The sequence below is a fragment of the Plantactinospora sp. CNZ321 genome (assembly GCF_004217235.1).
Genome location: NZ_SHKQ01000001.1, coordinates 978265 through 992170 on the forward strand (window position 1 = coordinate 978265; position 13906 = coordinate 992170).

13 protein-coding genes are annotated in these 13906 nt (G+C 72.1%); 11 read left to right on the plus strand and 2 right to left on the minus strand.

Annotated features, from left to right (window positions below):
• Positions 1–31: 31 nt before the first annotated feature.
• Entirely contained in the window at positions 32–727 is a 696-nt protein-coding gene (locus tag EV371_RS04250; protein WP_130465652.1) for a response regulator transcription factor, read from the plus strand.
• Between the two features lie 48 nt (positions 728–775).
• Here EV371_RS04250 and EV371_RS04255 read toward each other — a convergent pair whose 3' ends face one another.
• The gene (locus EV371_RS04255) at positions 776–1438 is read right to left on the minus strand and encodes a phosphatase PAP2 family protein (RefSeq protein ID WP_130460889.1); all 663 of its coding nucleotides are present in this window, start codon (positions 1436–1438) and stop codon (positions 776–778) included.
• 59 nt (positions 1439–1497) lie between these two features.
• Here EV371_RS04255 and EV371_RS04260 point away from each other — a divergent pair, with 59 nt between their 5' ends.
• The 7 genes from EV371_RS04260 to EV371_RS04290 all read left to right on the plus strand — a co-directional run bounded on the left by EV371_RS04260 (position 1498) and on the right by EV371_RS04290 (position 8736).
• Positions 1498–2718, plus strand: coding sequence for a helix-turn-helix domain-containing protein (locus tag EV371_RS04260; RefSeq protein ID WP_130460890.1), 1221 nt, complete (start codon positions 1498–1500; stop codon positions 2716–2718).
• 133 nt (positions 2719–2851) lie between these two features.
• Complete coding sequence (locus EV371_RS04265; protein ID WP_130460891.1) at positions 2852–4036, plus strand: acyltransferase domain-containing protein; 1185 nt, start codon at positions 2852–2854, stop codon at positions 4034–4036.
• 52 nt (positions 4037–4088) lie between these two features.
• On the plus strand, positions 4089–5018 hold the full coding sequence (locus EV371_RS04270; protein WP_130465653.1) for a beta-ketoacyl-ACP synthase III: 930 nt from the start codon (positions 4089–4091) through the stop codon (positions 5016–5018).
• Between the two features lie 109 nt (positions 5019–5127).
• Positions 5128–5367 carry an acyl carrier protein gene (locus tag EV371_RS04275; RefSeq protein WP_130460892.1) on the plus strand — a complete coding sequence of 80 codons (240 nt, stop codon included), beginning with the start codon at positions 5128–5130 and terminating at the stop codon, positions 5365–5367.
• A gap of 2 nt (positions 5368–5369) precedes the next feature.
• Positions 5370–6596: a beta-ketoacyl-ACP synthase II gene (gene fabF / locus EV371_RS04280; protein WP_130460893.1), complete on the plus strand. Its 1227-nt coding sequence runs from the start codon at positions 5370–5372 to the stop codon at positions 6594–6596.
• Between the two features lie 220 nt (positions 6597–6816).
• Positions 6817–7449 carry a methyltransferase domain-containing protein gene (locus EV371_RS04285; RefSeq protein ID WP_130460894.1) on the plus strand — a complete coding sequence of 211 codons (633 nt, stop codon included), beginning with the start codon at positions 6817–6819 and terminating at the stop codon, positions 7447–7449.
• Positions 7450–7458: 9 nt separating this feature from the next.
• Positions 7459–8736, plus strand: a complete 1278-nt coding sequence (locus tag EV371_RS04290; RefSeq protein ID WP_130460895.1) for a D-arabinono-1,4-lactone oxidase — start codon at positions 7459–7461, stop codon at positions 8734–8736.
• A 14-nt stretch (positions 8737–8750) separates the two neighbouring features.
• Here the strand turns inward: EV371_RS04290 and EV371_RS04295 are convergent, their stop codons facing one another.
• Positions 8751–9458: a hypothetical protein gene (locus EV371_RS04295; RefSeq protein WP_130460896.1), complete on the minus strand. Its 708-nt coding sequence runs from the start codon at positions 9456–9458 to the stop codon at positions 8751–8753.
• A 362-nt stretch (positions 9459–9820) separates the two neighbouring features.
• Here EV371_RS04295 and EV371_RS04300 point away from each other — a divergent pair, with 362 nt between their 5' ends.
• The 3 genes from EV371_RS04300 (at position 9821) to EV371_RS04310 (ending at position 13790) form a co-directional block, all read left to right on the plus strand.
• Positions 9821–11350: a hypothetical protein gene (locus EV371_RS04300; protein WP_130460897.1), complete on the plus strand. Its 1530-nt coding sequence runs from the start codon at positions 9821–9823 to the stop codon at positions 11348–11350.
• Between the two features lie 2 nt (positions 11351–11352).
• Positions 11353–12408, plus strand: coding sequence for a tetratricopeptide repeat protein (locus tag EV371_RS04305; RefSeq protein WP_130460898.1), 1056 nt, complete (start codon positions 11353–11355; stop codon positions 12406–12408).
• Positions 12409–12935: 527 nt separating this feature from the next.
• Positions 12936–13790 (plus strand): Scr1 family TA system antitoxin-like transcriptional regulator, encoded by an 855-nt coding sequence (locus tag EV371_RS04310; protein ID WP_165436599.1) that lies wholly within the window; start codon positions 12936–12938, stop codon positions 13788–13790.
• Positions 13791–13906: the final 116 nt, after the last annotated feature.

The window sequence follows — 13906 nt, forward strand, 5'->3', positions numbered from 1 at the left end:
CCTGGTCGGCGGCGGTGCCGGGGCCACCGCCATCGGTGACCGGACCGGGACCGGGGACGGACCGGGAACCGACCGGGTCATCCGGGTGGTGGTCGCCGACGATCAGGACGCGGTCCGGGCGGGTCTGGTGCTGATCCTCGCCGGCACCCCGGGGCTGACGGTGGTCGGCGAGGCGGCCGACGGCGAGGAGGCGGTGACGCTGTGCCGGCGGCTCCGCCCGGACGTCGCGCTGCTCGACGTGCGGATGCCCCGGCTCGACGGTGTCTCGGCGACCGCCGAGATCGTCGCCGAGCGGTTGGCCGACGTCCTGGTGCTGACCACCTTCGACCTCGACGAGTACGTCTTCGGTGCGCTCCGGGCCGGCGCGTCCGGGTTCCTGCTCAAGGACACCGACGCCGACGGGCTGGTCGACGCGGTGCGTACCGTTGCCCGTGGCGAGGGAATCATCGCCCCCGCGGTGACCCGTCGGTTGATCACCGCTTTCGCCGCCGCCACGCCGACCACCCCGGCGGCCGCCCGGACGGCGGTGGCCGATCTGACGCCCCGGGAGCGGGACGTGCTGGCCTGTCTCGGGCTGGGACTGTCCAACCAGCAGATCGCCGAGCGGCTCACGATGGCGGAGAGCACCACCAAGACCCACGTGAGCCGGATCCTCGGCAAGCTCGGCCTGCGCAGCCGGGTGCAGGCGGCGATCCTGGCGCAGGAACTCGGCCTGCCGCCGCCCTGACCGGCCCGCCACCGGCCGAGGTGGCCGGCGGTCAGCTCCGGCCGCCCGCTACCGGACGGCCCGGTCCGGGTGGCGCTCGGGAACCCGGGGGTTGTCGGTCGACCCCCGCAGCACCCTGGCGGCCAGCGGGACCACGGCGAGCGCGAGCAGCCAGCCGCCGAGCACGTCGGTGGGCCAGTGCGCCAGCAGGGCGACCCTGGTGAACCCGATGAAGGCCGCGAAGGCCACGGCCAGTGCGAGGGTGCACGCCCGGGCCGGCCCGCCGAGCCGGGGTCGGAGCAGGAGTACGGCCACCAGCGCCGCCGCCGCGGCGTTGCTGGTGTGCCCGCTCGGAAATCCGTTGCTGGTGATCACGACGAAGCCGTCCTCGGGCCGGGGGTGGTGCACCAGCCGGTGCATCAGTCCCCAGAGCAGCGGGATCAGCGCCGTCACCAGGCCGCAGAAGGTGGCCGCCCGGCGTCCCTCCCGGACGGCCAGCCCCAGCGTGACGGCCAGGCCGGCGGCCAGGAACGGCAGCGTGGCGGCCACGTCGGTGGCGCTCCGCAGCACGTCGACGGTGCGTGGGCTGGCGTCGCCGTACGCCCGGAAGGCGTCGCTGACGGCGGTGTCGAGCCGGTCCAGCGGCGCCCAACCGGCCACGGTCAGTGCGAGCAGCAGCAGGAAACCGCCGAGCGCGAGCAGCGGGACGACCAGCGGGGGGCGGGCGACCATCGGCACATGATGTCACGGGCGGTGGCGCCGCCCGGGACTCCACGTGGCACGCTGGGCCGATGGCGAGCGAGGCGGGCGACGGCGAACTGGCGGCCACGCTGCGCCGGATCGAGCGGGCCGCGGGCACGTTGGCCAGCGCCAGTGTGGCCCGGATGGACGAGACCCTGCCCTGGTTCCGCGACCTGCCGGCCGAGCAGCGCTCCTGGGTGATGCTGGTCGCCCAGGCCGGCGTCCGGTCCCTGGTCGAGTGGCTGCGGTCCCGTCCGGACGCCGACGACCACAACGGCGCCGACGCGCTGGCGGACAGTCCGGACGAGGTCTTCGCCGCCGCGCCCCGGGCGCTGGCCCGGTCGATCAGCCTCCAGCAGACGGTTGCCCTGATCAAGGTGACCATCGACGTGGTGGAGGAGCAGGTGCCGCACCTGGCGGCGCCGGGCGAGGAGCGGCTGCTGCACGAGGCGGTCCTCAAGTTCTCCCGGGAGATCGCCTTCGCGGCCGCCCGGGTGTACGCGCGGGCCGCCGAGTCGCGCGGCTCCTGGGACGCCCGTCTGCAGGCGCTGCTGGTGGACGCGCTGCTCCGGGGTGACTCCCCGGACGTGCTGGCCAGCCGGGCGGCCGCACTGGGCTGGTCGGACGCCCCACCGGTGGCGGTGGCGGTGGGACGCTCCCCGGGCGGCGAGGTCGCCGCGGTGCTGCACACCATCTACCGGGTCACCCGGCGGTTGGGCCTGGAGATGATCGGCGGGGTGCACGGCGACCGCCTCGTCGTGGTGCTCGGCGGCGCGACCGACCCGCTGGCCGCCACCGCGAAGATGCTCGCCGGGTTCGGTCCCGGCCCGGTGGTGGTCGGGCCGGCGGTACCGAGCCTGGACTCGGCGACCGACTCGGCCCGGGCGGCGCTGGCCGGTTTCCGGGCCGCGCCCGCCTGGCCCGCCGCGCCCCGCCCGGTCGCCGCCGCCGACCTGCTTCCCGAGCGGGCCCTGGCCGGTGATCCGGAGGCCCGGCGGTCGCTGCGCCAGGACGTCTACGCCGCCCTGGTCCGGGCCGGCGGCGAACTTCTGGAGACCCTGGACGCGTTCTTCGCGGCCGGCGGGGTGCTGGAGAGTGCGGCCCGGTCCCTGTTCGTGCACCCGAACACCGTCCGGTACCGGCTGCGCCGGGTCGCGGATGTGACCGGGTTCTCCCCGCTGACCGCCCGGGACGCCTTCGCGTTGCGGATGGCGTTGACTATCGGCCGGCTGGATCCGTCCGCACCGGTCGGACCTGGGACGGGACACTAGGCCCGGATAGGACAGACGGGACGAGAAGTCCGTGATCGCCATGGATCTTTGTATGGTTCTGACAAAGCTGATAGTACGGATTGGTACATCACGGCAACCGCGTCGGGGCGGATGATCCAGGAGAGTCGTAAGGGTGCTCGCCGTACTCTCACCCGGCCAGGGTTCCCAGAAGCCCGGCTTCCTGACCCCGTGGCTCGACCTGCCCGGCAGCCGGGCGCGGCTGCGCTGGTGGTCCGCGCTGGCCGGTGTCGACCTCGTCCGGCTCGGCACCGAGGGTGACGCCGACGAGATCCGGGACACCGCGCGTACCCAGCCACTGCTGGTCGCCGCCGCCCTGCTCGCCGCCGAACAGCTGCCGAGGCACGAGGTGGCGGCCACCGCCGGGCACAGCGTCGGTGAGCTGGCCGCGGCGGCACTGGCCGGCGTACTGACCCCGGAGACGGCGGTCACCCTGGCCGGCGTACGCGGCCGGGAGATGGCCGCCGCCTGTGCCCTCGAACCGACCGGCATGTCGGCGGTGATGGGCGGCGACCGCGACGAGGTGCTCGCCGCCCTGGCAGCACACGACCTGCACCCGGCCAACTTCAACGGCGCCGGCCAACTGGTGGTGGCCGGCGCGGTCGACCGGCTGGCCAAGCTCGCCGCCGACCCGCCCGCCGGGACCAAGGTGATCGGTCTCAAGGTCGCCGGTGCCTTCCACACCCCGTACATGGCGCCGGCCGAGCGGGCCCTGGCCGGCGTCGCGGCCGGGATCACCCCGAACAACCCGGCCCGGATCCTGCTCTCCAACGCCGACGGCGCCGCCGTCAGCCACGGGCCGGAGATGCTGCACCGCCTGGTCCGCCAGGTGACCGCCCCGGTCCGCTGGGACCGCTGCGTGCGGAACCTCGCCGATCTCGGCGTGACCGCGGTGATCGAGCTACCCCCGGCGGGCACCCTGGCCGGGCTGATCAAACGGGAGCTCAAGGGCACCGGTCAGGTCCCCGAGATCGTCACCCTGAACACCCCGGACGACCTGGCCGCGGCCCGCGACCTGATCGCCCGGCACGGCGCACCGTCCCGGCACCGGCCGGTCACCCCGGCTGCGCCCTTCCGGGTGGTGGTGGCCGGTGCCGCCGGCACCTTCGCTCCGGCCGAGGGTCTGACCGAGGGCGCTGCCGTCGAGTCCGGACAGCTCATCGGTCACGTCGCCACCCGGCAGGGCGCGGTCGAGGTGGTCGCGCACGGCTCCGGCGTACTCACCGGATGGCTCGCCCAGCACGACGACCCGGTAGCCCCGGGCCAGCCCCTCGCCCGCATCGGAGGACAGCGCTCATGACCGGTCACCCGAAGAACCCGGACCACCGCCCGGCGGTGGCCCGGTGAGCAGGATGGTCGCGCTCGGCCACTACCAGCCGTCGCGGGTACTCACCAACGACGACCTGGCCCAGATCGTCGACACCAACGACACCTGGATCCGCGAGCGGGTCGGCATCGTCACCCGGCGGATCGCCGACACCGAGACCGTCGCCGACATGGCCGCCGCCGCCGCCGACAAGGCACTGGCCAACTCGGGGCTGGCCGCCTCCGACATCGACCTCGTCGTGGTCGCGACCTGCTCGGCCGTGGACCGCAGCCCGAACACCGCCTGCCGGGTCGCCGCCAGGCTCGGCATCGACGCCCCGGGCGCGTTCGACATCAACACCGCCTGCTCCGGCTTCTCGTACGCGCTCGGCACCGTCGACCACGCCCTGCGGGCCGGTGCCGCCCGCAACGCGATCGTGATCGGCGCGGAGAAGCTCTCCGACTTCACCGACTGGACCGACCGGTCGACCTGCATCCTCTTCGGCGACGCGGCCGGGGCGGCGGTGCTCACCGCCACCGGCGACGACGAGGCGGACGGCATCGGGCCGGTGGTCTGGGGCTCTGTCCCGGAGCGCAGCGAGGCGGTCCGGATCGAGGGCTGGCGCCCGTACATCCAGCAGGAGGGGCAGTCGGTCTTCCGCTGGGCCACCACCGCGCTGGCCCCGCTCGCCCTGAAGGCCTGCGAGCGGGCCGGCGTCGCCCCGTCGGAGATCGCCGCGTTCGTACCGCACCAGGCCAACCTGCGGATCATCGAGGGCATCGCCAAGCGGCTCGACATGCCGCAGGCGGTGATCGCCAGGGACATCGTCGAGTCCGGGAACACCTCGGCGGCGAGCGTGCCGCTGGCCCTCTCCAAGCTGGTCGAACGCCGGGAGGTGCCGTCCGGCGCCCCGGTACTGCTGTTCGGCTTCGGCGGCGGCCTCACCTATGCCGGGCAGGTCGTCCGGTGCCCCTGACCGGGGCCGCGCATCCGCCCCGGCGACGTCCATCGGTCGAACGCTGATACCGCGGTGGCGGACGGATTCGCCACCGTAGACATCCATCCATGGAGAGGAAAGAACCAGAATGACCCGTGACGAGATCACCTCCGGCCTCGCCGAGATCCTCGAAGAGGTTGCCGGAGTGAGCCCGGACGACGTCTCCGAGGAGAAGTCGTTCACCGACGACCTGGACGTCGACTCGCTCTCCATGGTCGAGGTCGTGGTGGCAGCCGAGGAGAAGTTCGGCGTCAAGATCCCGGACAACGACGTCCAGAACCTCAAGACCGTCGGCGACGCCGTCAGCTACATCGAGGCGCAGTCCTGATCATGAGGCGCCCCGACGTCGTCGTCACCGGGCTCGGCGCGACGACCCCGCTCGGCGGGGACGTCGCGTCGACCTGGGAAGCCCTGCTGGCGGGCCGCTCCGGGGTGGGTCCGCTCACCCAGGAGTGGGCCGAGCAGCTTCCGGTACGCATCGCTGCCCAGCTCGCGGTCGAACCGACCGAGAAACTGGACCGGGTCAAACTGCGCCGGCTCGACCGGTCGGAGGCGATCGCGCTGATCGCCGCGCACGAGGCCTGGGCGGACGCCGGCCTCGCCGACTCGCCGCCCGACCCGGAGCGACTCGCGGTGAGCGTCGGCTCCGGCATCGGCGGCGCGCAGACCCTGCTCGCCCAGGACGACATCCTGGAGGCATCCGGGCCGCGGCGGGTCTCCCCGCACACCGTCCCGATGCTGATGCCGAACGGCCCCGCCGCCTGGGTCGGGCTGGAACTGGGTGCGCAGGCGGGGGTGCACTCGGTGGCCAGCGCCTGCGCCACCGGGGCCGAGGCGATCGCGCTCGGTCTCGACATGATCCGCTCCGGTCGTGCCGACGTGGTGCTGGCCGGCGGCACCGAGGCGGTGGTGCACCCGCTGCCGATCGCCGGGTTCGCCTCGATGCGGGCGATGTCGACCCGCAACGAGGAGCCGGAGCGCGCATCCCGGCCCTGGGACAAGGCCCGGGACGGTTTCGTACTCGGTGAGGGGGCCGGTGCGGTGGTCCTGGAGCGGGCCGACCACGCCGCCGCGCGCGGGGCCCGGGTCTACGCCCGGCTGGCCGGCGCCGCGCTCACCTCCGACGGGTACGACATCGTGCAGCCGCACCCCGAGGGACGCGGTGTGATCCGGGCGATCAACATGGCGATCGCCGACGCCGACATCGACCGCTCGGACATCGTGCACGTCAACGCGCACGCCACCTCCACCCCGGTCGGCGACATCGCCGAGATCGTCGCGCTGCGGTCCGCGCTCGGCACCCATCCGGTGCTGACCGCGACCAAGTCGATGACCGGGCACCTGCTGGGTGCCGCCGGTGCGCTGGAGTCGATCGCCACCATCCTGGCCATCCGGGACGGGGTGATCCCGCCGACGATCAACCTCGACGACCCCGACGACGCCCTCGACCTGGACGTCGCGGCGCACAAGGCCCGGCAGATGGATGTACCGGCGGCGCTGAACAACGGATTCGGATTCGGCGGTCACAACGCGGTCCTCGTCTTCGCCCGGGCCTGACCGGCGCCGGAGACCGCGGACCGCGTCCGCACACAGGGGCGGGACGCGGCGCGTCGCTCTTGATCTGGGCGGGCGGTGCCGGTCGGGGACGCCCGGAGCGCGTACCCGGCCGGCACCGTCGGGTCGGCGGCCGGTGGTAGATTGCGGTCGTTCCGGCGCCCGCGGGGCCACCTGGTGCCGCGGGCGGGTTGTCCGGACGGCGAGCCGAGGAGAGGCGCGGATGCTGGCGGCGTTGAAGGGGTTGCTCGGCCACGAGGCGCTGTACGTGGCCCTGCAGAAGGGTCTGGGCGCGGATCGGCTCCGCTACCGCTGCCTGGACGAGCTCGCCCTGGTCGACGGCGACACGATCATCGACGTCGGCTGCGGCCCGGCCTACTACTTCGGGCGGCTGCCGAAGGTCCGCTACTACGGCTTCGACACCAGCGAGAAGTACATCGCGCACGCCCGCCGGCGCTGGGGCGGCGACCAGGTCGAGTTCCGCTGCGAGGTCTTCGGCGAGCAGCACCTGGCCCAGATCCCGCCGGCCGATGCGATCCTGCTGCTCGGCCTACTGCATCACCTCTCCGACGACGAATGCCGGCAGCTGTTGCGGGTCTCGGCCAGGGCGCTCGCCCCGGGCGGCCGGGTGATCGCCGTCGACCCCACGTTGGTGCCGGGACAGCATCCGATCTCCCGGTGGATGTCCAAGAACGACCGTGGCGAGTACGTCCGCACCCCGGAGGCGTTCGTGGCGCTCGGCCGGGAGACCTTCGCGGACGTCGACGGCGAGGTCGTGGACGACGCCACCCGGATACCGACCAGCCACTGGATGATGCGGATGCGGACTCCGGCACTCGTTCCCGACCACGACTGACGGCCCGCGATGACCACCCCGCTGCGCAACTGGGCCGGCAACGTCGACTTCCGGGCCCGCCGGCTGCACCGGCCGGGCTCGCTGGCCGAGCTGAGGTCGCTGGTCGCCGGCAGCGACCGGATCCGCGTCCTGGGCACCGGACACTCCTTCAACCGGATCGCCGACACCACCGGTGACCTCGTCTCGGTCGCCGGCCTGCCGCCGGTGCTGGAGGTCGACCGGGCGGCCGGCACCGTCACCGTCTCGGCGGCGCTGCGCTACGGCGACCTGGTCGGCGAGCTGGACCGGGCCGGCTTCGCGCTGCACAACCTCGGCTCGCTGCCGCACATCTCGGTGGCCGGTGCCTGCGCCACCGGCACGCACGGCTCCGGGCCGACCAACGGCAACCTCGGCACCTCGGTCGCCGCGCTGGAGCTGGTCACCGCCGACGGCGACCTGGTGACGCTGCGCCGGGACGCCGACGGCGAGGACTTCCTCGGCGCCGTGGTCGGGCTCGGCGCGCTCGGCGTGGTCACCCGGCTCACCCTCGATCTCGTCCCGACCTTCGAGATCGCCCAGTACGTCTACGACGACCTGCCCCGCGACCGGCTCGACACGCACGCCGCCGAGATCCTCGGCGCCGGCTACAGCGTCAGCCTCTTCACCGACTTCACCGGTCCCCGGATCAACCAGGTGTGGGTGAAGCGCCGGGTCGACGCGATCGGCGCCGGTGCCGGTGCCGTCGAGCCGTACTGGCACGGCGCCACCCTGGCGGCCGAGCCCCGGCACCCGGTGCCGGGGATGTCGGCGGTGCACTGCACCGAGCAGCTCGGCGTGCCGGGGCCGTGGCACGCCCGGCTGCCGCACTTCCGGCTCGACTTCACTCCGAGCAGTGGCGAGGAACTCCAGTCGGAATACTTCCTGCCGGCTGAGCACCTGGTCGCGGCGCTGGCCGCGCTGGACGGCATCGCCGACCGGATCGCCGCCGTACTCCAGATCTCGGAGATCCGCACCATCGCCGCCGACGAGCTGTGGCTGAGCCCGAGCCATCGGCGGGACAGCGTGGCGCTGCACTTCACCTGGGTCAAGGAGACCGAGGCGGTGCTGCCGGTGCTGGCGGCGATCGAGGATCGGCTCGCCCCGTACGCGCCCCGGCCGCACTGGGGCAAGGTCTTCGTCACCCCACCGGGGCAGCTCCGCGACCGCTACGACCGGTACGCCGACTTCGCCAAGCTGACCCACCGGTACGACCCGACCGGCAAGTTCCGCAACGAGATGCTGGACCGCTACTTCCCGACCGCCGGCTGAAGGCTCCGGAGGCGTCAGAGCTGTAGGAAGAGATTTCCGACCAGGGCACTGACCAGAATGGCCAGAAACGCCACGGCGGCGTACCGCAGCAGCCGTACCGCCTCGCGGAGCCGTACGTACCGCTGCCGGTGCTGCTGGATGCCGATCCAGAGTTCGACCTGTGCCGCCTGGAGGATCTCCGCGCTGCGTTGACCGGTCAGCGCCGAGCGGAACTCGGCGAAGGAGTGCAGCCGGCGTACGGTGTCGCTGCCGTTGAAGACCAGCGCGGCCGGAAGGTCGTCGTAGCCGCCGAGCAGGGCCCGGCTCGGCCGGATGGTCACCAGTACGCTCGCCGCGCGCAGCAGTGCCAGCACGACCAGTCCGGCGCTCACCATGCTGGCCAGGGTGAACACCACCAGCAACGCGGGACCGAGCCGGTCGGCGACGGAACCGCTGAGCAACTGGGCGAACACGACGGCGTTCCCGGCCGACAGGATGGCGCTGGCGCTGAGCACCACCGAGGCGCGGCTCGCCGTGGAGGCACGCAACCGGTCGTACCGGTCGAGATGCCACCGAAGAAGATCGATCTGTTTCGCCGTACCCGGCATCTCCGGGTCGCTGCCGATCGGGGAAGTGCCGTCGGAAGGTGTGGCACTGCCGTCGGGAGGTGTGGTGGTGCGCTCGGGAGGTGTGGTGGTGGGCTCGGGCAGTTCGTCCGGGGTGCGGGCGGCGATTCCGGTCAATCTCACGCTCCTTGATCAGATAGCTGAAGGGTAGCCGGGCCGGGAAAGCGGTTGGCCGTCGATCGAGCGTCCAGGATGGATTGCCAGGTGGTCGGGGGTGTGGTGGGATGAGCCGTTGTTCCCGCTGCCCTGTTCCCTCCACCTTCCTCACTCTGCCTTCCTCCCTCCGCCGCTTTGCCGCCAACCGCCGGGACGGTGTCCAGACGATGGCCGAAACGACACACGGTCGACTTACCAACCCACTCGCCTGGGCCGAGGTTCTGCCCGAGGATCTGTTTTCCGCCCTTTCGGAATGGATCAGAGGACAGGCATTCGATCTCACATTCCACCGCTGGTTCACCGACGGCCGGAGCGGGTCCCACGTGGCCTCGGTACGGCTGCGTCCGCATCGCGGCCCGCAGCACGGGGCGATCCTCAAACTGGTGCCGCCACACCTGGCCACCGCGGAATCGCGGGCCGTCGACTTGGCCGCGCAGTGCACCCCTGCCGACTTCTACACCCGGCATCTGGTTCCCACCAAGTGGGTCGGCCCGCTGCCGGGAAGTTCCTGGTGGCTACACCTACAGGAGGTTGCCCAGGCCGACGTCTCCACCATGCTGCCGCTGGAGAGCCTCGTCGACCACGCCGACCTCGCCGCGTACTGCGGCACGATCGTCACGGCCCTCGTGGACGGTTGGCCCGGTGACGCCCGTTCGGAGAGCAAGAGCGTCCCGCCCGGCGAGTTCCTCCGGGCGGATCTCGCCGACAAGCTGGCCGGACTGCGCGACTTCGCCCGGCTCGCCGGGCTCGACCCGCGCAGTCCGGCCGAGCTGGTCCGGGTGCCCGGCCGGGCAGACCCGCTGCCGAACCCGTTCGCGCTGGTGTTCGGCGATGGCGGCCCGGCCGACGAGATCGAGGTGTTCCGGGGCAACGGGCACGGTGACCTGCATCCCGGCAACATCCTGGTCCCGGTGGACCGGGAGATCCGGGCCGCCGACTTCCGGCTGATCGACCTGGGGCGGTTCTCACCCACCACCCCGGTCTCCCGGGACCCGGTCAAGCTGCTACTGGCGATCGCCGACCGCTGGCTGCCCGGCCTCGCGCCGTACTCGGCGCTCCGGTCGAGCCTGGCCGAACTGGTGGTCGACCCGGACCGCTATCCGCGTACCCCGCCGATCGCCGGTTACCTGGAGGTCGCCGAGGCGATCTACGTGGCGGCGGCCGGCTGGGCCATCCCGTACGGCCTGGTCAAGGAGTGGGCCCGACAGCATCGGCTGGTGCTCGCCGCCTCGGCGCTGCGTACCGTCAGCCGCGGCGACGCCGGGTTACCCGAACGATGGTGGTACTTCGAGTTGGCTGCGCTGGCCGTCCGGGCGCTCGGCAGCGACGGCGGCAGCGTGCCCGTGGACCACACCACGCCGCCGAGCACGCCACGCCCCGCGCTCCGGGTCGACGCCGTACCGCCCGGCAGCGTCGCCCCGCCGCGCCTGTCGGACCGCGACCCGACGCCGCCACCGGCCACTGACGGCCGCGAACGTCCGGCCGCACCGGCCGCCGAAACCCACGAACGCCCGGCCCCACCGGCCGCCGAGGGCCGCGATCGCCCGGGCGGCCCGGCCGGTGTCGGCGGACCCGGTCCGGCCAGGACCGGGGTACGCCCGGGAGGCTCCGGCCGGGACAGCTACTCCGGTCTGACCAGGGTGCACTTCGGCCGCCGCCTCGGCGACAGCTGGCCGGAGCTCGCCGACCTGCTCGGCATGCGTCCGGACGAGGTGGACCGGCTCCCGCAGGGCCGGGAGGCGAGTCACATCTGGTCCTGGCTGGAGGTGCGCCGCCGGCTGCCGGAACTGCGTGACGCGCTGTTCGCTCTCGACCGGCCGGACCTGGTGAACCTGCTCGACGAGGATGCCTGACCGTGGGGTTCACCGCCGCCGCCGAGCGGGAGTTCTACGGCCGCCTGCACAGCAGCTGGCCGGACCTCTGCACCGTGCTGGAGATCGACGAGCAGGATCGGGACCGGTTTCCCACCGGCGAGGAGGGGCGCCAGATCTGGCGCTGGCTGAAGGCGCGGAAGCGACTTGACGAGCTGCCGGACGCTCTGCTCGCGATCAAACGGGAGGATCTGGCCGAGACCCTGGAGGCCGGACGATTGCCGGACCGGGCCGCGACGGAGGCCGGGCCGCGGACCCCGCCCGGCGGGCCGCGACTGACCGGCCGGGCGCTGACCGAGGGGTACGACGCCGCCGCCGAACTGGAGCGGCAGGGCAGTTACCCCGAGGCGCTGCGCCGGCTGGAGGCGGTCACGGCGAGCGTGCTCGGCGACCGGATCCTGCTCCTGCTCCACCTGGGTCGGGAGGAGGAGGCCGCCCGGCTCCTGGACCAGGTGGACGAACTGCACCGGCGGGTCGGGCTCTTCGAGGACGACCCCGAGCGGCTGACCGCGCACTACTACCGGGCGGCGCTGCTGTGGGAGCGGCGGATGCTGGAGCAGGCGGAGACGGCGTACCGGACGACGCTGAAGGCGCGTACCGAGGCGCTCGGCGCGCGGGATCCGGAGACCCTGCGTACCCGGTACAGCCTGGCCGGCGTCCTCACCGACCGGGGCCGGTGGCAGGAGGCCGAGGCCGAGTACCGCGCGGTGTTGGCCGACCGGACGGCCGTGCTCGGCGAGTCCCATCCGGACACCGCGCTGGCCCGCTACGGCCTGGCCGATCTGCTGGCCCGGCGGGGACGGCGGCGCGAGGCCGAGGCGGAATACCGCCAGGCGCTCCAGGTGTGCCGGCAGTGCTGCGGTGCGGACCATCCGAGCACTCTGGCCATTCGGTACCGGCTGGCGCTGCTTCAGCGAGTCGAGCGGGGAGTTGCTGCCACGGTAACCGATCTGTCCGCTATTCGTGTCGCCCTCGCCCGGGTACTCGGCGAGGACCACCCGGCCACCCGGGCGGTCGCCGGGGATCTCGACAGGTTGTGATCCGTCGTCCAATCCGGACAGGTGCCGAAGAATCGTCGGGCAAACCCGGGTTCGAAGGACGCGACAGCGGGCACGGGAGGCCTTCCCATCGCCATGGATACGTCACTGCAAAGCCTTTGCATTAAGGGCTGAGGTAGCCAGGAAGCGCTTTCCCGAGTGCCCGGGGAATCCACCCTGCCATCCCGGCGTTACCCCGGGTACACCGACGCGTAGCCTGGGTATATCAGGTCCGGCCGACCACCGTCCCGGAGCGACCCTCCGTCGTGGAGTCGGCCGAAGGTACGACGCTGAGTAATCAGCATCGAGCCGTGGGAGGTCCAGACCAGGGCGGCTCCACAGTCGATGGCCAGGTAAGCCAGTCAAAGTGACGCAGGTCACGGCTGCGCTCAACGGGAGCCTCGCGAATTACCCACTCCGCATACTGCAGTACGATTAATGCATGGCGGGTAACCCGATGATCAAACTACTCTACGCGAGGACCCATCCCGATGACTGAACGTCCAAGATCCGCTGCGGAGCGTCGAAGGTTGACCCGGAGGCTCCGCCACCTCCGCACGGATGCCGGCCTGACCCAGGCCGACGTGGCCAACCAGCTCGACTGGTCCCAGTCCAAGGTCAACCGGATCGAGCTCGGCGAGTCCGCAATTACCCGCACAGATCTTCTGGCCCTGCTCCCGCTCTATCATATGGACGACCCCGAAACTGTCGCCGAGCTTCTGGAGATGGCAAAGAAGGCCCGCCAGCAGAACTTCGGGGAATACCGCAGCATCTTTGCCAAGGAATTCCTCCACTTCCTTGAGTTCGAAGGTCTTGCTAATCACATCAAGCACTACGAGTCGAATGTCGTACCGGGGCCGCTGCAGACCAAGGAATATGCCCGGGCAACACTCCGAGCCGTACGCATGGTCGATCTGCTGCCCGCACGGGACCGTCGCGAGGTCGAAGCCGTCATCGAGCGCAAGGTCCGGGTCAGGATGGAACGCAAGCAACTGCTGCTCCAGGAGTCCGACGCCGTCAAGGCTGAATTCATCCTCAACGAAGGGATCCTCCGCCGGGCGGTCGGCGCGGAGAGCGGCCAGCCCGAGATCATGACCGGACAGCTGCGGCATCTCGCCGAACTCGCCGAGATGCCGAATGTCGACATACGGGTCCTGCCGTCCAGCACGGGGGCTCATCCGGGGCTACGGGGCAGCTTCGTGGTGCTGGAACTGCCCGAGCCGTACGGCGATTCCCTGCTGTACATCGAGAACACCGCGGGCGACCTGTCGACCCGGGATCAGCCGGACAAGGTCGACGAGTTCGTCAAGATATTCGATTACCTCCGTGCCCGCGCGGTGACCCTCGCGGACCTGGATCTGCCCTTGATCCGAACGGCGGACTAACACATGTCATGGCGGGTCGCCGATTGCCGGGCCGGTCGACGCGCCTCCGCCCTCTGCCCTCGGAGTGCCTCAGTGACCATCACCTCGACGCTCGCTCGGCGACGGGTACGGCCGGG